General features: G+C 37.7%; 19 protein-coding genes and 1 pseudogene. 15 read left to right on the top strand and 5 right to left on the bottom strand.

All coding sequences use genetic code 11. The annotated features are described in order from the left end of the window. A pseudogene (locus ACR2MV_RS04205) lies at positions 1 to 308 on the bottom strand (amidohydrolase); the annotation flags it as partial. A gap of 231 nt (positions 309 to 539) precedes the next feature. Here ACR2MV_RS04205 and leuS point away from each other — a divergent pair. The 14 genes from leuS (at position 540) to ACR2MV_RS04135 (ending at position 16,545) form a co-directional block, all read left to right on the top strand. Then, positions 540 to 3,356: a leucine--tRNA ligase gene (gene leuS, locus ACR2MV_RS04200; protein WP_434020649.1), complete on the top strand. Its 2,817-nt coding sequence runs from the start codon at positions 540 to 542 to the stop codon at positions 3,354 to 3,356. After that, the gene (locus tag ACR2MV_RS04195; RefSeq protein ID WP_434020648.1) at positions 3,356 to 3,628 is read left to right on the top strand and encodes a SemiSWEET family sugar transporter; all 273 of its coding nucleotides are present in this window, start codon (positions 3,356 to 3,358) and stop codon (positions 3,626 to 3,628) included. Before leuS ends, ACR2MV_RS04195 begins: the two co-directional genes overlap by 1 nt. Before the next feature lie 61 nt (positions 3,629 to 3,689). Then, on the top strand, positions 3,690 to 4,643 hold the full coding sequence (locus tag ACR2MV_RS04190) for a T9SS type A sorting domain-containing protein (RefSeq protein ID WP_434020647.1): 954 nt from the start codon (positions 3,690 to 3,692) through the stop codon (positions 4,641 to 4,643). A gap of 13 nt (positions 4,644 to 4,656) precedes the next feature. After that, complete coding sequence (locus ACR2MV_RS04185) at positions 4,657 to 5,739, top strand: hypothetical protein (RefSeq protein ID WP_434020646.1); 1,083 nt, start codon at positions 4,657 to 4,659, stop codon at positions 5,737 to 5,739. Positions 5,740 to 5,963: 224 nt separating this feature from the next. After that, positions 5,964 to 7,361, top strand: a complete 1,398-nt coding sequence (locus tag ACR2MV_RS04180; RefSeq protein WP_434020645.1) for an anthranilate synthase component I family protein — start codon at positions 5,964 to 5,966, stop codon at positions 7,359 to 7,361. Between the two features lie 3 nt (positions 7,362 to 7,364). Next, a complete protein-coding gene (locus tag ACR2MV_RS04175) occupies positions 7,365 to 7,931 on the top strand; it encodes an anthranilate synthase component II (protein ID WP_434020644.1) in 567 nt (188 codons plus the stop codon). A gap of 21 nt (positions 7,932 to 7,952) precedes the next feature. Next, positions 7,953 to 8,945 (top strand): anthranilate phosphoribosyltransferase, encoded by a 993-nt coding sequence (gene trpD / locus ACR2MV_RS04170; RefSeq protein ID WP_434020643.1) that lies wholly within the window; start codon positions 7,953 to 7,955, stop codon positions 8,943 to 8,945. An 11-nt stretch (positions 8,946 to 8,956) separates the two neighbouring features. After that, entirely contained in the window at positions 8,957 to 9,733 is a 777-nt protein-coding gene (gene trpC, locus ACR2MV_RS04165; protein WP_434020642.1) for an indole-3-glycerol phosphate synthase TrpC, read from the top strand. Position 9,734: 1 nt separating this feature from the next. Further along, positions 9,735 to 10,370: a phosphoribosylanthranilate isomerase gene (locus tag ACR2MV_RS04160; RefSeq protein WP_434020641.1), complete on the top strand. Its 636-nt coding sequence runs from the start codon at positions 9,735 to 9,737 to the stop codon at positions 10,368 to 10,370. Continuing rightward, entirely contained in the window at positions 10,371 to 11,558 is a 1,188-nt protein-coding gene (gene trpB / locus ACR2MV_RS04155; RefSeq protein ID WP_434020640.1) for a tryptophan synthase subunit beta, read from the top strand. 15 nt (positions 11,559 to 11,573) lie between these two features. Beyond that, on the top strand, positions 11,574 to 12,365 hold the full coding sequence (gene trpA / locus ACR2MV_RS04150) for a tryptophan synthase subunit alpha (RefSeq protein ID WP_434020639.1): 792 nt from the start codon (positions 11,574 to 11,576) through the stop codon (positions 12,363 to 12,365). Positions 12,366 to 12,553: 188 nt separating this feature from the next. Further along, positions 12,554 to 14,239, top strand: a complete 1,686-nt coding sequence (locus tag ACR2MV_RS04145) for an ATP-binding protein (protein WP_434020638.1) — start codon at positions 12,554 to 12,556, stop codon at positions 14,237 to 14,239. Between the two features lie 101 nt (positions 14,240 to 14,340). Then, the gene (locus tag ACR2MV_RS04140; protein ID WP_434020637.1) at positions 14,341 to 15,753 is read left to right on the top strand and encodes a sensor histidine kinase; all 1,413 of its coding nucleotides are present in this window, start codon (positions 14,341 to 14,343) and stop codon (positions 15,751 to 15,753) included. 18 nt (positions 15,754 to 15,771) lie between these two features. After that, positions 15,772 to 16,545, top strand: a complete 774-nt coding sequence (locus tag ACR2MV_RS04135) for an enoyl-CoA hydratase/isomerase family protein (protein WP_434020636.1) — start codon at positions 15,772 to 15,774, stop codon at positions 16,543 to 16,545. Positions 16,546 to 16,552: 7 nt separating this feature from the next. Here ACR2MV_RS04135 and ACR2MV_RS04130 read toward each other — a convergent pair whose 3' ends face one another. From ACR2MV_RS04130 to ACR2MV_RS04120, 3 genes are all read right to left on the bottom strand, one after another. Continuing rightward, positions 16,553 to 17,209, bottom strand: coding sequence for an HD domain-containing protein (locus ACR2MV_RS04130; RefSeq protein ID WP_434020635.1), 657 nt, complete (start codon positions 17,207 to 17,209; stop codon positions 16,553 to 16,555). 65 nt (positions 17,210 to 17,274) lie between these two features. Beyond that, positions 17,275 to 17,655, bottom strand: coding sequence for a hypothetical protein (locus ACR2MV_RS04125; protein ID WP_434020634.1), 381 nt, complete (start codon positions 17,653 to 17,655; stop codon positions 17,275 to 17,277). Between the two features lie 13 nt (positions 17,656 to 17,668). After that, positions 17,669 to 18,079 carry a BrxA/BrxB family bacilliredoxin gene (locus tag ACR2MV_RS04120; protein ID WP_434020633.1) on the bottom strand — a complete coding sequence of 137 codons (411 nt, stop codon included), beginning with the start codon at positions 18,077 to 18,079 and terminating at the stop codon, positions 17,669 to 17,671. Between the two features lie 271 nt (positions 18,080 to 18,350). Between ACR2MV_RS04120 and ACR2MV_RS04115 the strand changes: the two genes are divergently transcribed. After that, positions 18,351 to 19,091, top strand: coding sequence for a TerB family tellurite resistance protein (locus ACR2MV_RS04115; protein ID WP_434020632.1), 741 nt, complete (start codon positions 18,351 to 18,353; stop codon positions 19,089 to 19,091). Positions 19,092 to 19,101: 10 nt separating this feature from the next. Here ACR2MV_RS04115 and ACR2MV_RS04110 read toward each other — a convergent pair whose 3' ends face one another. Next, the gene (locus ACR2MV_RS04110) at positions 19,102 to 20,001 is read right to left on the bottom strand and encodes a hypothetical protein (protein ID WP_434020631.1); all 900 of its coding nucleotides are present in this window, start codon (positions 19,999 to 20,001) and stop codon (positions 19,102 to 19,104) included. Positions 20,002 to 20,003: the final 2 nt, after the last annotated feature.

Raw genomic sequence — 20,003 nt, 5'->3', positions numbered from 1 at the left:
GTCAAATCTACTGTTTGCATGGAAATTCCCAAATTGTTGAAATGACAATGTCCATCGATCAGGCCCGGAAGAATGGTTGCACCATCCAAATCTAAAGTGTTAACTGATTGGAAACGTTCATTGATTTCTTGAGTACTGCCTATGGCTAGGATACGTTGGTCTTTTATGGCAAATGCCTGTGCCTTCGGAGCTACTTCATTTACAGTATAGATATTGGCATTGGTGATGATGAGATCTGAAGCCTGTTTTTCAGTGGAACAGGAAATAAGCACAAAAGTACCTATCAAGTATATGAGGGGCTTATACATGAGTTAGTTTTAAGTAGTAATTAAAAAGGTAAAGATATAAAAATTAAGATATAACAAGTCCTTTGTGCTTTCCTTCTTTAAGTGTAACTTTGCCCACTTGAAAATAAAAGAATTTCACAGCGACCCGAAAAAGTCTTAAGGTTTTTGTTTTCAAGCTGTTGTGAGGGAAAGTGAATTGTTTAAAATTAGATTTTTCTATTAAAAAGGGAAGATCAAATCAGCATAAATAGAATGAAGTATTATTTCAATGAAATAGAAGCCAAATGGCAAAAGTATTGGAGCGAAAATCAAACGTTCAAAGCCGATAATGAGAGTGATAAAGAAAAGTTTTATGTACTTGATATGTTTCCTTATCCCAGTGGTGCAGGATTACATGTCGGTCACCCTTTAGGATATATTGCTTCCGATATTTATGCAAGATTTAAAAGGCATAAAGGATTTAATGTTTTGCATCCTCAAGGCTATGATTCATTTGGATTGCCTGCTGAGCAATATGCGATTCAGACGGGTCAACATCCGGCTACAACTACGAAAGAAAATATCAAAACCTATAGAAGACAATTAGATCAGATTGGTTTTAGTTTTGATTGGAGCAGGGAAGTAAGAACTTCTGATCCTTCGTATTATAAATGGACGCAATGGATCTTTATCCAGTTATTTGAGTCTTATTACTGTTTGACAGATGACAAGGCCAAGGATATTGCATTCTTGGAAGAAACTTTTGAAAAAGAAGGGAATGCTCATGTAAAGGCTGTAACAGATGATGATGTACGACAGTTTACTTCTGAAGACTGGGCTGGTTTTAATGATCAGGAAAAGGAAGCCGTTCTTTCTCAATACAGATTGACTTATTTATCGGAAACGGAAGTGAATTGGTGCCCGGAATTGGGTACCGTTTTGGCAAATGATGAAATTGTGAACGGTGTTTCCGAACGAGGAGGGTATCCTGTGGTCCGGAAAAAAATGAAGCAGTGGTCGATGCGAATTACGGCCTATGCCCAAAGACTTTTGGATGGACTTCAAAAAATTGATTGGCCACAACCCTTAAAGGATTCTCAAACAAATTGGATTGGAAGATCGGTCGGTGCCATGGTTCGTTTTAATATAGTGGATCACGACGCTTCTTTTCAGGTATTTACTACAAGACCGGATACTATTTTTGGGGTATCTTTTATGACACTTGCTCCTGAACATGAGTTGGTCTCCAAAATCACCAGTGCAGCGCAAAAAGAAAATGTTGAGGCTTATATTTTGGCAACCTCCAAAAGAAGCGAGCGAGATAGAATGGCAGATGTTAAATCCATTTCGGGCGTATTTACGGGAGCCTATGCCCAGCACCCTTTTACCGGAGAGCAAATCCCTATTTGGATAGGTGATTATGTTTTGGCAAGTTATGGAACCGGTGCCGTAATGGCCGTGCCGTGCGGAGATCAAAGAGACTATGATTTTGCCAAACATTTTGGTCTGGAGATTCCTAATATTTTTGAAGGTGTAGATCTTTCTGAAGGAGCTTGCGAGGATAAAAATGCACGAATAGCGAATTCTGATTTTATCTCAGGGTTGGATGTGAAAACGGCTATTAAAGATATTATTGCCGCTCTTGAAGATAAGAATATCGGATTTGGAAAAGTGAATTACAGGTTAAGAGATGCGGTGTTTTCAAGACAGCGTTACTGGGGTGAACCATTTCCGGTATATTATGTGAATGGTGTTCCTAAAATGATTGATGATGCTTATTTACCAGTTACCTTACCTGAAGTGGAAAAGTATTTGCCAACGTCTGATGGGAAACCTCCCTTAGGAAATGCAACAGAATGGGCTTGGAATACCAAAACGAATGAAGTTGTTTCTAATGATTTAATCGATGAAGAGTCGGTATTTCCTTTGGAATTGAACACCATGCCCGGATGGGCTGGAAGTTCATGGTACTTCAACAGGTACATGGATGCTTCAAACCAAAACGAATTTTGTAGCCCTGAGGCCTTGAATTACTGGAGAGATGTAGATCTGTATATTGGAGGTAGTGAGCATGCTACCGGTCATTTATTATATTCAAGATTTTGGCAAAAATTTCTTTTTGATAAAGGACTGGTGCCGGTTGATGAGTACGCAAAAAAATTGATAAACCAGGGGATGATCTTGGGTACATCAGCGTTTGTTTACCGTAAGCATGGTGAAAACACCTTTGTTTCACATGGTTTAATTGGGGATGAAAAGGTACAGCCTATTCATGTGGATGTTTCTTTGGTAAATTCATCCAACGAGTTGGATCTTGAAGGATTCAAGAATCACTCTTTAAACAAAGACTTTTTAGATGCCGAGTTTATTTTAGAGGATGGAAAATATATAGTAGGCAGGGAGGTTGAAAAAATGTCTAAATCAAAATACAATGTTGTGAATCCGGATGATATCTGTAATGATTACGGAGCAGATACCTTACGAATGTATGAGATGTTTTTGGGGCCTTTAGAACAAGCCAAGCCTTGGAATACCGCCGGAATATCTGGTGTTCACGGGTTTTTGAAAAGACTTTGGAAATTGTTCCATCTAACAGGAGAATTTGCTGTAAGCGAAGGAGAGGCCAGTCCGGAAGAATTGAAAATCCTTCATAAGACGATCAAAAAAGTAGATGATGACATTGCAAATTTCTCATTCAATACCTCCGTGAGTTCTTTTATGATCGCGGTGAATGAACTCACTGCCTTAAAAACCTCAAAGCGAAGTATTTTAGAGCCTTTGGTTATTTTGATTTCACCTTATGCACCCCATATAGCAGAAGAATTATGGCAGAAATTAGGGCATGAGAATTCGATTTCAACAGCTGAATTTCCAGTATTTAATCCAGACTTTTTAATTGAGAGCACTAAAACGTATCCAATTTCATTTAATGGTAAAATGAGGTTTACCAAAGATTTGTCACTGGATTTAGACAAGGCAGCCATCGAAAAAGCTGTATTGGAAGATGAAAGAACCATAAAGCAATTGGCTGGAAGAGTACCAAAGAAAGTAATCGTTGTGCCCGGTAAAATTGTCAATATTGTTGGTTAATGGATTTTAATGTGGAATATATTGGGGTGCTGGCAGCTGTTTTAACGACATCTGGCTTTGCCCCTCAAGTATATAAAAGTTTAAAGACAAAGGCTGTAGAAGGAGTATCATTGTCAATGTATATGGTGCTTTTTATAGGAATGTTATGTTGGTTGTACTACGGGGTCAGAATGGAGAGTATTTCTATAATTATGGCGAATGTCGTATCGGGTTTATTGGTGTTAATTCAAATTGTCGCGAAGATTTATTACACGAATTCTGATCAGGAATAAATACGGGAAACCTCAGGGATAATACATATTAATTTTATAATTTTGGTTGAAACTTACCTGTATGAAGTCAAAACTACTTTCTTTAACTTTTTTTCGAACTTTTATCCTGTCGATCTGTTTTATGTTGACATCAATTCATGGCTTTGCCCAGGAATTGTATGTGGGACCCAATGCCGAGTTTTATATTTCAAACGGATCGGTGTTTACAACCAGTAATACCGTTGTGCAAGTAGATGATGCGGGTGTTTTCTCTGTGGATGTTGGAAATACCTGGGGAAGTAATCAGGAATATGTTGATGGTCAGGTGAAAGCCTATGGAACGGGTATTACTATTTTACCAACCGGGAATAATGGTGTTTATGCTCCAGTGACAATGGATCATGATACAGAAGCAACGGCATTATATGTAAACCAGGCTCCATCAGACGGTACGAACGGAACTGACGTGGATGCTGTAAGTACAGTGGAATACTGGCAGGTAACCGGAACCGGAATAGCAACCTTGCCTTGGAATGAAAACAGCGATATCACGAATTTGGTAAATAACAATGGAGGTGCACTTAGCGCTGTGGCTATTGTAGGATTAAATGCCGGAGTCTGGGATTTGGTGAGCGCATCGCATACTTATACAGTAGCAGGAGATTTGTTGAATGGAACTGTTACCAGTGACCTGAACGTTCCGGTCAATTTTGACGGCTTTAGTGAATTTACATTTGGGATTGACCATCAGACAGTATTATCAGTAGATGACCTGTTTATACAGACAGGTTTGAGTTTAGTTTCGAATCCAGTTCGATCATACGAAAGTGAGATCCGTTTTTTATCGGAGACAGAGTTAATCGATTTAAAAGTTTCAATTTTTGATATTAACGGAAGAATGGTCAAAACCTATGATCAATTCAGAGCCTCACCCGGAGAAGGAGCATTGCCAAAATCAAATTTAAAGACTGGATTGTATTTCGTTAAATTCGAACATGAAGGAAAGCAAGGAGTTAAAAAACTATTAATAGAATAATAATCAATTAATCATGAAAAAAATATTTACAATTTTAATATTCCTATTGATGCTGAACGCTGTGCAGGCTCAGATAGGTATTGGTACGACCAGTCCTGATGCATCGGCCGCTTTGGAGGTTTCAGCAACTGATAAAGGGTTTTTAATGCCAAGAATGACCACAGCCCAACGTGAAGCAATTGCCAGCCCTGCAGAAGGGTTGATGGTCTTTGATTCGGAGACCAATTCGCAATGGACTTATTTTGGAGGAGCCTGGGGTGAAATCAAGGCAGGTGTTGGTAAATTTGTAGATGGAGCGAGTCCGGATATCGCTTATTATGAAGGGAAAGTTGGTATTGGAATCAACTCTTTTGGAGATGCACTTAAACTCAATGTGGAAAGTACGAAAGATACAGATGGGTCTCATACATCAGCGGCCTTTAATGCAATTTACACGGGTACGGGAACTGCTTTTACGACCTATGCGATGGGAGCGAGAACAAGAAATGAAGGAACAGGAACTGTAGGATATGGAATAGGTACTCAGGGCATTATTGAAAATAATAATACCGGAGGCTCATATACAACTGCCGTAGGAACTTATCCACAGATCTACAATGCTGGAACTATTAATTATGCCTCAGGAATGATTTCTGAAGTTTATAACAATTCGGGAACCATAAATACCGGAAGAGGTATGGATGTAGGGGTTGTAAATGCTGCAAGCGCAACATTGGGAACTACTTCGTTGGCTTCTATGTATGCTACCAATAATGGTTCAGTTACTACGAATGCTTATGGGTTGTTTATTGGAGGTGAAGGTTCAGGTTCTGTAGGTGGAAATGCCTATGGTTTATATTTGTCGACGCCCTATAATAATGTGGCCGGGACATCTTATGCGCTGTATTCAGACAATCCGAATGTATCCTATGTTGAAGGTAATTTAGGGGTAGGAACCAATGATCCTCAGCAAAAAGTTCATGTGAGTGGGGTTTTACGTCTGGAGCCTCAGGCAACGCCTCCAACAGGTGGTGCAGGTGATATTTATGCCGGAACAGACAACAAATTATATTTTCATGACGGAACTTCATGGAAAGAAATACAATTGGTCCCATAATTTATGGTATATGTAGTCAAAGAGAATATTTTTTATAAATAGTATCGATTTTCTTTGAATATTAAAAAAAGTTTATAAATTTGTCAGCTCAATATGAGAAATAATACAATTCATACATGGTGGTGGTCTTTACAAAGCGAAAAACTTGTGAAGTAGTAACCTGTATGTAAAAATATTTAAAAGGCTTGTCTTCACGACAAGCCTTTTTTTTTAAATGAATATGAATGAAATATCAATTAAGTACTTTTTATAAGAAGATTCTGGCAGATACCATTACGCCTGTTAGTATTTATCTTAAAATTAGGGACAAGTATCCAAATAGTATCCTGTTAGAGAGTTCAGACTATCATGGAAATGAGAATAGTTTCTCCTATGTTTGTTGTAATCCGATCGCTAGTATTACTGTGAAAGACAGACAGGTTCATGAAGCATTTCCTGACGGCACATCTGTTGAGAATTATTCAGAGGATCCAAGAATGATTCCTGGATTGATTCATGATTTCAGCCAAAAATTTAAGACTGAAAATCAAAAGTTTAAATTTATCAATAATGGCCTTTTCGGATATATAGGGTATGATGCAGTAAAGTATTTTGAGGATGTTGATATTGAGAAAAAAGAAGATGATTTAGATATACCAGATATTTATTATGCGGTTTATCAAAATATCATTGCCATTAATCACTTTAAAAATGAAGCCTATATATTTTGTCATTCCTATGACGAATCGAACAATATCGAAGAAATTCATCAATTAATAGGTAACCGAAATTTTGCCTCTTATACTTTTCAAAATGTCGATGATGAATCTTCAAATTTATCGGACGAGGAGTTTAAGGAGCACGTTGAATTGGCTAAGAAGCACTGTTTTAGAGGAGATGTTTTTCAATTGGTACTTTCAAGGAGGTTTTCTCAAGGATTTAAAGGGGATGAATTTAATGTATACAGAGCTTTACGATCGATCAATCCATCACCCTATTTGTTCTATTTTGATTACGGAAATTTTAAAATATTCGGATCTTCCCCGGAGGCACAACTGGTTGTAAGCGAAGGGAAAGCAGAGATTCATCCAATTGCTGGAACCTTTAAAAGAACAGGTGATGACGAAAAGGATTTAGCCGCTGCCAAAAAGCTGGCTGAAGATGAAAAAGAAAATGCCGAGCACGTGATGCTTGTCGACCTGGCCAGAAATGACCTTAGTAGAAATGGAGAAGATGTAAAAGTCGAAAAGTATAAAGAAATTCAGTTTTTTTCACATGTAATTCACCTGGTTTCCAAAGTCATCGGAAAGAAATTTAAAGACGCCATCACCTTTCAGGTAGTCGCAGATACTTTTCCCGCAGGAACCTTGTCTGGAGCACCGAAACATAAAGCCATGCAACTTATTGAAAAATATGAAAAAAACAATCGTTCGTTTTACGGAGGCGCCATCGGGTTTATGGATTTTGAAGGTAATTTTAACCATGCCATCATCATCCGATCTTTTTTAAGTAAGAATCATCGATTGCATTATCAGGCAGGGGCAGGAATTGTCTCAAAATCCTCTGCAGAAAATGAACTGCAGGAAGTTTACAATAAATTGGGAGCCTTAAAAAACGCCCTGGAACTTGCTGAAAATATTTAAGAAATGAAACAGATTTTAGTGATAGATAATTATGATTCATTTACCTATAATCTTGTACATTATTTACAAGATCTCGGTTGTGATGTGGTCGTAAAAAGAAATGACAAATTGACGCTTGAAGAGGTGGCTTATTTTGATAAGATTTTGTTGTCTCCGGGACCAGGAATTCCGGATGAAGCAGGGTTGTTAAAGCCGATCATAAAGGCCTATGGAGGCAGTAAGAGTATTTTGGGGATATGTCTTGGTCAGCAGGCGATTGCAGAGGTGTATGGCGGGAGTATTGAAAATCTCAACAAGGTGTATCACGGTGTATCAACGTCTATTAAACGCGTGGATGATGATGAAGTTTTATACAAGAATATTGATAGAGAATTAGAGGTAGGAAGGTACCATTCATGGGTGGTCTCAAAAGAGTTGCCGGATGTTTTAATTAGCACTTCTGTGGATGAAAACGGAGAAATAATGTCCTTGAGGCATGTGGAGCATGATGTACGAGCAGTTCAATACCATCCTGAATCGATATTGACACCTGAGGGTAAAAAAATGCTGAAGAATTGGATTGAGGCTTAGGTCAACTGATAAAAAAATAAGATGAAAGAAATATTAAATCGCCTGATTAATCAAGAAACCATTTCTAAAGAAGAGGCAAAGAAAGTGTTGGTCAACATTTCAAAAGGAAGCTATAACAACAGTCAGATTGCTTCTTTTTTAACTGTTTATATGATGCGAAGTATTTCAGTGGAGGAATTGGCTGGATTTAGGGAAGCGTTGTTAGACCTTTGTTTATCCATTGATTTGTCGGACTTTAATGCCGTTGATTTATGTGGAACCGGCGGAGACGGAAAAGATACTTTCAATATCTCTACCCTGGCTTCGTTTGTTACAGCAGGAGCAGGTGTAAAGGTGGCGAAACACGGAAATTACGGAGTTTCTTCTTCGTGTGGATCATCAAATGTGTTGGAGCATCTGGGAATTCATTTTACGAACGATGAAGCTGTTTTACAGCAATCCATCGATAAGGCGGGTATTTGCATTTTGCATGCACCTTTATTTCATCCGGCGATGAAGAATGTAGCTCCAATTAGAAAGGAGCTTGGTGTTAAGACATTTTTTAATATGCTGGGTCCCATGGTGAATCCATCTTTTCCTAAAAATCAAATGGTCGGTGTTTTTAACCTTGAACTGGCACGGATGTATGGTTATTTATATCAAACAACAGATAAGAATTACGCAATTTTGCACGATTTGGCCGGTTACGATGAGATCTCATTAACTGACAGAACCAAGATGATTACCAATCGCGAGGATAAGATGATTCTCCCGGATGATCTTGGAATTAAAAGCATTAGTCAAAAAGATATTTACGGAGGTAAAACAGTGAAAGACAGTGCCGATATTTTTGTAAAAGTATTGTCTGGCGAAGGTACTGAGGCCCAAAGCAATGTGGTTTGCGCCAATGCAGGACTGGCTATTTCAGTTGTGAATCAAATCAGTCATCAGGACGGATTTGAATTAGCAAAAGAATCCCTGTTGAGTCAAAATGCCTTAAAGACGTTTAAGAAATTACAGGAAATAACAAATTAAAAGGTGAAGCTTTGAATATTTTAGAAAGAATAGTAAAGGATAAAAAACAAGAGGTAGCGGCTAAGAAAAATAGCTTGTCACTGCCATTTCTGGTAAGTTCGCCTTTGTTCGACAGAACAGTGGTTTCTATGTCTGAGCACATCATTACAGGAAGCGGTGTTATTTCTGAGTTTAAAAGAAGAAGCCCTTCCAAACAGGTTATAAATCATTCAGACAGTGTTATTGCAGTTACGTCTGCTTATGAAAAAGCGGGTGCTTCCGCCATTTCGGTGCTGACAGATACAAAATATTTTGGAGGTGCTATTGATGATCTCATTCAGGCACGAAATCAAGTAAATATTCCGCTGCTCAGAAAGGAATTTATTATTGAACCGTATCAAATATATGAAGCAAAGGCCTATGGAGCAGATGCAATTTTGTTGATAGCCGCCATTTTGACTGCAGCACAGGTATTGCAGTTCTCAGAACTGGCACATCAGTTAGGTTTGGAGGTTTTGTTAGAAGTTCACAATAAAGAAGAGCTGGATGGATCACCGTTGGAATTTGTTGATTTGGTGGGGGTAAATAATAGAAATTTGAAAACGTTTGAGGTGAGTTTAGAAACGAGTAAAGAGCTTGCCCCATTGATTTCAAAAGAAAAAGTGAAAATATCTGAAAGCGGCATCAGCAGTATTGAGGCAATTCACAGCTTAAAAGAATATGATTATAAAGGATTCTTAATCGGTGAAAATTTTATGAAAATGAAGAATCCTGGCGCAGCAGCAACAGAATTCATTAATGCCTTGTAAGATGAAAGTAAAGGTGTGTGGTATGAAATATGAGGAGAATATTAGGTCAGTTGCAGGACTTGATCCCGACTATCTTGGCTTTATATTTTATGAAAAATCAAAGAGGTTTTTTGAAGGCGAAATTCCTGAGATCGATCGACATATAAAGAAAGCAGGTGTGTTTGTGAATGCCACAGAGGCTTATGTGAATTCAATGATAAAGAGACATAACTTGAATGCTGTGCAACTCCATGGAGATGAATCAGCGGCCTATTGTCAAAGTCTTGGAATCCAGCATAAAAATAGCGTTGAGATTGTAAAGGCATTTTCAATGTCGGAGGATTTTGACTTTGAAATTTTAAGGCAATATAAAGCTTCATGTGATTATTTTCTTTTTGATACCAAGGGAAAAGAAAGAGGGGGAAATGGAACACTTTTTGATTGGAAATTACTGGAGAAGTATACCTTGGATAAACCCTTTTTTTTAAGTGGAGGGATCGGGTTAAGCGAATTGAGTCAGGTAGAAGAATTTTTGAGGTCTCCCTTGGCAACCCATTGTTATGCTATTGATGTCAATAGCAAGTTTGAAACGAAACCTGGAATGAAAAAGACCCGGGAATTGAAAGAATTTATAGAATTAATTGCAAAAGATAAGTAAATGAAAAGATCGTATCACGCAGATAAGAAAGGTTATTACGGAGAATTTGGCGGTTCATTTGTGCCGGAGATGTTGTACCCTAATATGGAGGTTTTGCAAAATTCCTATTTGGATATCATGAATGATCCTTCCTTTAAGGAAGAATTTGATGCCTTATTGAAAGATTATGTAGGAAGACCATCCCCCTTGTATTTAGCCAAGAGAATTTCGGAAAAATACGGGGCTAAGATTTATTTAAAAAGAGAAGACTTAAACCATACCGGAGCCCATAAGATCAACAATACGATAGGTCAGATTTTGTTAGCGAAAAGATTGGGTAAAAAAAGAATTATTGCCGAGACTGGTGCAGGACAGCATGGAGTCGCCACAGCTACGGTCTGTGCCTTGGCAGGGATGGAGTGTACCGTTTATATGGGTGAAATTGATATCGCCAGACAAGCACCTAATGTAGCCCGAATGAAAATGTTGGGAGCAACTGTTGTGCCGGCAACTTCGGGTAGTAAAACACTCAAGGATGCCACAAATGAGGCCATTAGAGCATGGATCAACGATCCTGTAGAAATTCATTATATCATTGGTTCGGTGGTTGGTTTTCACCCTTATCCAGATATGGTGGCCAGATTTCAATCAGTGATTTCAGAGGAAATGAAATGGCAATTGAAAGAAAAAGAAAATACGGATTCCCCTGATTATATTGTTGCCTGTGTAGGTGGTGGTAGTAATGCGGCAGGTGCATTCTATCATTACCTTGATCAGGAAGACGTTAAGTTGATTGCAGTGGAGGCCTCAGGTAAAGGAATAGATTCAGGTGAGTCTGCGGCGACAAGCGTTTTAGGAAAAGAGGGCATTATTCATGGTAGTAAGACTTTGTTGATGCAAACTGAAGACGGACAAATAATTGAACCTTATTCTATTTCAGCCGGTTTAGATTATCCGGGAGTCGGACCACAACATGCGCACTTATTCACTTCCGGCAGGGCACAGTTTATTGATGCCACCGATGATGAAGCTATGGCTGCAGGATTAGAATTGTGTAAGTTGGAAGGAATTATTCCGGCTATTGAAACCTCACATGCCCTGGCAGCATTATCCAAGATGACATTTAATAAAGAGGATATTGTTGTTGTGAACCTTTCAGGAAGAGGTGACAAGGATCTCGAAACATATATCAACTATTTCGATTTGTAATTTGAATAAAAAAAAATGAATAGAATAGAACAAGCAATAGCAGCGCAGCGCTCAAATGATACGGAAGGGAAATTACTTTCCATCTATTTTACGGCAGGTTATCCCAATTTGGAAGATACTGTTGAAGTGATCAAAATCTTAGAAAAATCAGGTGTTGGAATGATTGAAATTGGATTGCCTTTTTCAGATCCTCTCGCAGATGGGCCAACGATTCAGGCCAGCAGTACGCAGGCTTTGGATAATGGTATGACGACAGAAGTATTGTTTGAACAATTGACTGGTATTCGAGAAGAGGTTTCCATACCCTTAATTATCATGGGGTATTTTAATCCAATGCTCCAATATGGCATAGAAGCTTTTTGCAAAAAATGTGCTGAAATTGGTGTTGATGGACTGATCATTCCTGATTTACCGGTGGAGGTTTTCCACAATGAATATGCAACTATTTTTGAAAAGTATGGATTGATTAATGTTTTTTTAATTACACCTCAAACATCAGACCAGAGGATTACATACATTGATGATATTTCAAAAGGGTTTATTTACATGGTGAGTTCGGCCAGTACCACAGGTGCTAAAAATACTTTTGATGAGGAGCAACTCAGTTATTTTGAAAGGATTAATAATCTGGAACTTAAAACACCAAGAGTCATCGGGTTTGGAATTTCAAACAAAGAAACATTTGAGCAGGCCACGGCCCATGCAGATGGTGCTATCATAGGTTCGGCTTTTGTAAAATTTTTAAAAGGAAACTCGGTTGACGCCATTCCTGAATTTGTCAAAAGAATTTCACCTTCTCTGACTTAACATTAAGGTAATACATATTTAATTTTTCTTTAATTCATATGACTTTTCCCTAGGGGTATTTAGGTCTAATTTTGCCGAAGTTATATCTATACAACAGGGGCTTGATTTTAATAGGAAAGTTAGAATATCGAAAAAAGATATTCATTTATTTATCGGCAATTTTCATTGTCTTCACAATTCTCGTTTTATTGTTTCAATACAAGCGTGAAAAGGAATTCAAACGCGATCAAATTGAGATAAGCCTTAATAATATCGCAGAACTCACATACAATTATATTGAGAGAAAAGGACTGCAGGAAATAGAAGACCTTCGTTCTTTAGATTCATTGTACTTATATGTACCTGACGAAAATATACGGGTTACGGTTCTTGATAAAACAGGAAAAGTGCTCTATGATTCTGAAGTGAAACAGGTCAATAAAATGGAAAATCATTTGCACAGACCTGAAATTCAGAAAGCGCTCAAAAATGGTCAGGGGTCGAATATCAGGGAGTCTGCAACCACTGGTTTGGCCTATTATTACTATGCAAAAAACTATTCAAATCTCTTTGTGCGAACGGCGGCTCATTATAATTTAGAAGTTAAAAATTTTCTGGGTGTTGAGAAATTGTTTTTGTTTTATTTGATTACGCTTTTCTTAGTTACCTGGTTGTTTATTAGTCTGATTACCAAAAACCTGTCCAGTGCCCTTTTTAAATTAAAAGATTTCGCTACAAAACTAAGTCAGGGCCAGGAAGTTGTTGAAAAAGTGGAATTCCCGAGGGGTGAATTCGGAGAGATCAGTAAACAAATTGCAGATATTTACGATAAGCTGACCCAGGCAAAAAGTAAAATTGAGATCGAGAAAAATAAACTATTCTCTCATTTACATGCCTTAAACGAAGGGATTGCTTTTTTTACGCCTGGTAAAAAGAAAATACTTCGCAACAATCACTTTATTCAGTATTTAAATATCATTTCTGACGAGACAAATATCTCGGAGGAGCAGATTTTTCAGGTAAAGGAATTTAAGAATGTGAATAGTTTTTTAGAAAGGCATTTAAAAAGTGATGTCCTGATCAAGCAGAGTGAATTACCCCATACAGAAGAGATTGTATACAAAGATAAGCGCACATATAACATACAGGCCATCATATTTGCTGACAAGAATTTTGAAATCGTAATTAGAGATATCACTCAGTTTGAAAAGCAAAAGAAAATGAAGGAAGAAATCACTTCCAACATTGCGCATGAGTTAAAGACACCGATCATGATCATTCTTGGTTATTTGGAACTTTTAAAGGAAAACAGTCTCGAAAAAAGCATGCAGACCAAGTATATTGAGAATGCCTACATTCAATCAGAAAGGCTGTCGGATCTGATACAGGATATTTCCATCCTTCACAAAATGTCTGAAGCCAAGGAGCGATTTACATTTGAATTATTAAATCTGAACGAATTAATATATGAGGTAAAGGATTCCCTCAACCTTAGTTTGGAAGAGAAGAGTATCAAAGTAAATATAAGGCTGGCTAAACCAATTTTTGTGAGCGCCAACCGATCTTTGCTGATCTCCGTTTTTTATAATTTGTTTGACAATGCCATCAAGTATGGGGGAGAGGATGTAGAGATCAGTCTTAATAATTATCTTGAGGACTCTAATTATTTCTATTTCTCATTTTCCAATACCGGAAATAGTATAGACAAAAAACATTTCTTACGCATTTTTGAAAGATTTTACAGGGTGGATGAGGATAGGTCACGACCAAAAGGAGGCACCGGATTAGGTCTTTCCATCGTTAAGAATGCTATTCAGCTTCACGGGGGCGAAATAACGGTTGGAGACTTGAATGAAGGAGGAGTAGAATTTCTTTTTACAATTTCAAAATCTTAAACAGATAGGCCTCTCACTGCTTTTTTGAATTTACTATCTTTACGGAAAAAGCAATGACAAGAATTAATAAATTTTCGCTGCGGACACGCATTTTTATAGCAATGATTTTTATTGTTGTTATAGCTTCAATCCTGATTGCAGCCGTTACAATTTATCAATTTAATGAACAAGCTGAGGAATATCACAACAGACGACTTGAAAGAAAAGAGGAAGCAATTAAATCAGCCATTACCTATGAGCTAGAGAGGGATACCATCGATGAATTTCAAACCGTTTCGCTTCCTTCAATTCTGGCAAAGAAATTAAATGAGATTTCTGACATTCACAATCTGGATATTAATATCTACGATCTTGAAGGGGAATTATTGGAAAGCTCTTTTGTTGACATAGCTACGGATACAACTGTTGCCAAGTTGCCAAATAATATCATTCAACATTTAGTCATTAATCCGGAACATCGTCTTGTTTTGGAAAAGCTATCCACGGACGGAACTAAATTCAAATCTTCTTATTCCTATTTGATAGGTTCATTGGATCAGGAAGTAGGAATTATCAGTGTGCCCTATTTGCAAGACAACACGTTTCAGGATAAAGAATTAAGAGAATTCTTAGAACGCTTGTCGATTGTATATTTATTGATACTTTTTATCGCCATTACCATGGCCTATTTTCTTTCCAAGTATATAACTAAATCGTTGGAAAAAGTGAGCAGGCGAATGCGTCAGACAACCGTCGAAAGAACCAATGAGAAGATTGTGCTGAACGAGGCAAGTCAGGAAATAATAAATCTGGTAGATTCCTATAACAGCATGATTGACCAGATAGAGGACTCGGCGGTCAAACTGGCTCAAAGTGAGAGAAAACATGCCTGGAGAGAAATGGCAAGGCAGGTAGCCCATGAAATAAAGAATCCACTAACACCAATGCGTCTGACTGTACAAAGTTTAGATCATCAGTTTGACCCTGAAGATCCGGATATCAAAGAGAAAATTCATGAGTTCTGTGAGTCCATGGTGCAGCAGATCGATACAATGAGTTCTATCGCATCTGCCTTTTCTAATTTTGCTCAGATGCCGAATACCAACAAGGAAAAATTAAATGTTGTTGAAGAAGTAAAGAAGGCGCTTGATATTTTTCATGAACCCTATATTAGTTACTCTCCGAAAACAAGTGAAATAATAGCAAAAATAGATAAGATCCAATTGACGAGGATTGTAACCAACCTGGTAACAAACGCCATACATGCCTTACAAAATACAGAAAATCCATATATCAAGGTGAGTGTTGCAGAAAAAGGAAATATGGTTTTGATAAAAGTAAAAGATAACGGTATTGGTATTGACAAATCGGATGCCTCTAAAATTTTTGAGCCTAAATTTACCACAAAATCCAGTGGAATGGGATTGGGATTACCCATGGTTAAGAACATTGTTGAAGCTTATAATGGTAGTATAACCTTTGTTTCTAAAGTCAAAGAAAAAACTGTTTTTTCAGTATCTTTACCTAAGGAGTAAATCATAAAAATCAAAGAAATGTCATACAATAATATTATCACAGAGTATGCTGAAGATATAGGATATATCACTATTGACAGACCAAAGAAACTAAACGCTTTAAACAAGGAGACCATTAGCGAATTGCATGATGCTTTTGAAGAAATGGAACAAGAGGAAGAAGTGAGGGTAATTATTGTAACCGGAAGTGGCGAGAAGGCATTTGTGGCAGGAGCTGATATCGCAGAGTTTTCAGATTTTTCTGAGGCGGAAGGTAAAGAGTTGGCCAGAAAAGGGCAACAGGATCTTTTTGACTTTGTGGCACATTTATCGAAGCCGGTTATTGCAGCAGTAAATGGTTTTGCTTTGGGCGGTGGCTTAGAATTGGCCATGGCTTGTCATGTGAGGGTTGCCAGTGATAATGCCAAGATGGGTTTGCCGGAAGTTTCCCTGGGTTTGATACCAGGCTATGGGGGTACCCAGCGATTACCGCAGTTGGTCGGAAGAGGTAAGGCATTGGAGATGATCATTACCGGCGGAATGATTTCTGCCAATGACGGCCTTTCTCATGGGCTGGTAAATCATGTGGTTCCCCAGGATGAATTGGTTGTTTTCAGCGAGAAAATTGCGAGTAAAATGGCGAAAAATTCACCCCTTGCCATTTCAGCGGCAATTAAAGCCGTAAATGCCAACTACCAGGAATCTGTAAATGGTTTTGAAGCTGAAATAGATGCTTTTGGAAGTTGTTTCGGGACCGATGATTTTAAAGAGGGAACCTCTGCCTTTTTAGAAAAAAGAAAACCGAATTTTTAAGCCAACATCAGGCTTTTCCATTCCATTCGCGGTAGAATTGATCAAGGTATTCCTGCATAAAGACATGTCGTTTTTCGGCTATTTTTTTTCCGGTCTCCGTATTCATCATGTCTTTTAAAAGCAACAGCTTTTCGTAAAAATGATTGATGGTCGGAGCGCTACTTTTTTTATAGGTTTCTTTATCCTGATCAAGTTTCGGTTGAATGTCAGGATCGTATAAGGCCCTGTTCTTAAAACCTCCGTAGTTAAAAGCTCTTGCAATACCAATAGCGCCAATGGCGTCCAGCCTGTCAGCGTCCTGAATTACCTGTAGTTCGATAGAATTAAACTGAGGTTTCTTTTCAAGACTGTTTTTAAAAGAAACATATCGAATGATATTTTCAATATGAAAAATCACAGTTTCTTCAACCTGCAGGCCCTGCAAAAACTGTGTCGCTTTTTTCGGACCAATTGTTTCATCACCATCATAGAATTTAGCATCGGCAATGTCATGTAAAAGGGACCCTAATTCCACAATAAAAAGGTCAACTTTTTCTCCTTTTGCAATCAGTTTGGCATTGTGATAGACCCTTTCTATATGAAACCAGTCATGGCCACCTTCAGCGCCGTCCAAGGTCTTTTTTACAAAATCAATGGTAGCCTGAATTATATTTGATTTATCCATAGTGCAAAATAAAAAAAACCTCTTATTTAAAGAGGTTTTTTTACAAGATTAATGTGCAGTACCGGTTATTGAAATGTCCCGACACATTTACCATCAACACAATCTATGCTGCTTGGAGGCATGGCCATAAAGCAATCCGATTGTATCATATATTTTTCATTGTATTTTTTTTCGAGCTCATTTAAAGTCTCAATCTTGGCGAGAAAATCTGTCATATCAATAGATCCTGTATAAATGATATATTCCCAAAAGCCACCGCAAGGTTTTGCTCCGACACCTACACTGTAACACATATATTCCTCTGAACATTCTGACAAAACGGCCATGGCCTTGATTTCAACCCTTAGATTATCAATAACTGTTTTCTCAGCTTCCTGGCTTTTCAGCTCTCCTGAATCTCCACTGCATGCCACAAGAAAGGCCAGAATAAAAAATACTATTTTCATCAAACTGTATCGATTAACAGAATTCTTCGTAAGCACCAGCTAAATTCGCAGCAATCATATCCGCTGACCTACCTTCAATATGATGTCTTTCCAACATATGCACTAATTGTCCGTCTTTGAACAATGCGATTGAAGGAGATGAAGGAGGAAAAGGGATCATCATTTCTCTTGCCTTATTTGTAGATTCAACATCAACTCCTGCAAATACAGTTGTTAAATGATCTGGAGTTTTATCAAGTTGCAGCGAAGCGATGGTACCTGGTCTGGCAGTACCTGCGGCACAACCACAAACTGAATTTACCATGACCAAGGTTGTTCCTTCTTTACTCAAGGCATCTTGTACGTCTTCTGCTGTATATAACTCTTCGAAACCTGCGCCGACCAATTCCTGACGCATTGGTTTTACCAATTCTTCTGGATACATAATTTTTATTTTTTTAGTTAAATAATATCGTTTGCAAAGATACGCAATGAAAAGATAATAATCATAAAAGGGCTTCGATTGGTATGTTTTTATACACGAAAGAATTATTGGTTGCACTAATGATTTAAATGTTAGGAAACTAGCATTTTTCTGGGCCTGTCAATTGAGATTTTTCAGATTTTGAATTAAGTTTAGTTTTCACAAAAAATTAAGGCTTGCATGAACTGATAATGTGCCTATAATCTTATATTTGTTCATCTAAATTTTTGATATGGCAAATTTTTCAAAATGGCTGGGAGCCGGATTAGGTTGGACCTTTGCAGGGCCTATCGGGGGGATCCTTGGATTTGTAGTTGGCAGTTTTGTTGATGGATTCTCTGAAACAGAACTCATGGACTTTAACAATAATACCAACGAAAGGAAATCTACCCAATCAGGAGATTTTGAAATTAGCTTGTTGGTCCTGGCAGCCATCGTGATAAAGTCTGATGGAAGCGTGGATAAGCGTGAACTGGATTTTGTCCGATCTTCATTTGTGGGTATGTATGGAAAGGATAGAGCCAATCATGCCTTTAAATTGTTTAAGGGAATCATTCAAAATAATAAAATTTCGACACGTCAGGTCTGTTTGCAGATCAATCGGCATATGAATCATTCAGCCCGTTTGCAACTCTTACACTTTCTGTTTGGAGTGGCAAAATCAGACGGTACGGTAACTGAGAAAGAATTAAATAAAATTAATACTATTGCGGGTTACCTGAATATCAATCACCATGATTTTAATTCCATAAAAGCGATGTTTTATAATGAAGTAGACAGTTCTTATAAAATATTGGAAATTGATAAAGCTGCTTCGGATGCTGAGGTTAAAAACGCCTATAGAAAAATGGTGAAAAAATACCATCCTGATAAATTGAGGAATTTAGGGCCGGAGCATGTAAAAGGGGCAGAAGATAAGTTTAGGCAGGTACAGGCTGCTTATGAACATATTCAGAAAGAAAGAGGATTATAAAGTAGGTTGATTACCAACTATAGTTGCTTTTTTCAATGGTATTGTTTAGGTGTTTGGCCATTAACGCCATTTTTATCCAATAAGCAGATTCCACGGAAGACATATCGGGATTCGATAAAAGGACATAGTTTTTTACAAAAGTATTACTGTTTTTATGTGAAAATTGCAGCATGGCTTTAATGGTGTCATCTTGAAAAACCCAATATTTTTGTAGGCTCATATTGGTAACAATCTTGAAATCCGTCCCGAAAAGTTGACCAATGACGGCAAAATCATTGCCGGATTGCCTGTATGAAGTTTTCGATTCAAAGTTGTTCTCCTGGACGTTTTTAGCCTTCATTTCTTCTAAAAATTCAATGGGCCCTTTAAGAGATGCGTCTGAATTGGCAGTGTATTTAATCAAAACAAATTCCCCTATTTTGGATTTTTTTTTGAATAGTTCTGCTGTAATTCCTTGATTCCAATCGACATGGGCATAATGGTCTACAGACAAAGAGTATCCTCCTTCATCTGATCTAGTTCGACTGATATCTTTTTCAGTATATCCCTTACAATAGAGATGCAGATCCCAGCTTGTCTTCGAGTCATTCGATTTTATTTTAATATTCATTTCTAAATCAACATTGTCCTTGTTGTCCTCCAGTCCTACACCAGAGAATAGTGTAAGGATTCCTTTTCCCACGCCGCTTAAAACATTATTTGCTTTGATTGTGGCATGTCTGGGGTGGTAAGAATAGAAACTAACCTCTTTTAATTGAGAATGATTTAACGAGAATTCAAGTTTCTTGTCCTTGCTGCTTTGCACCATGATACTATCGAAACTACTTTCGAAATTTTGAGCATTGATGGGTTTTCCAAAAAAGAAAGCCAAGAATACTAGAAGGCAAATTTTTAGGCAATGACCTCCCATAC

The sequence above is a fragment of the Lutimonas sp. genome, assembly GCF_051011215.1.
Taxonomy (GTDB): Bacteria; Bacteroidota; Bacteroidia; order Flavobacteriales; family Flavobacteriaceae; genus Lutimonas.
Note: the sequence above shows the minus strand (reverse complement) of the source record. Positions and strands in the feature narration are given on the sequence as shown.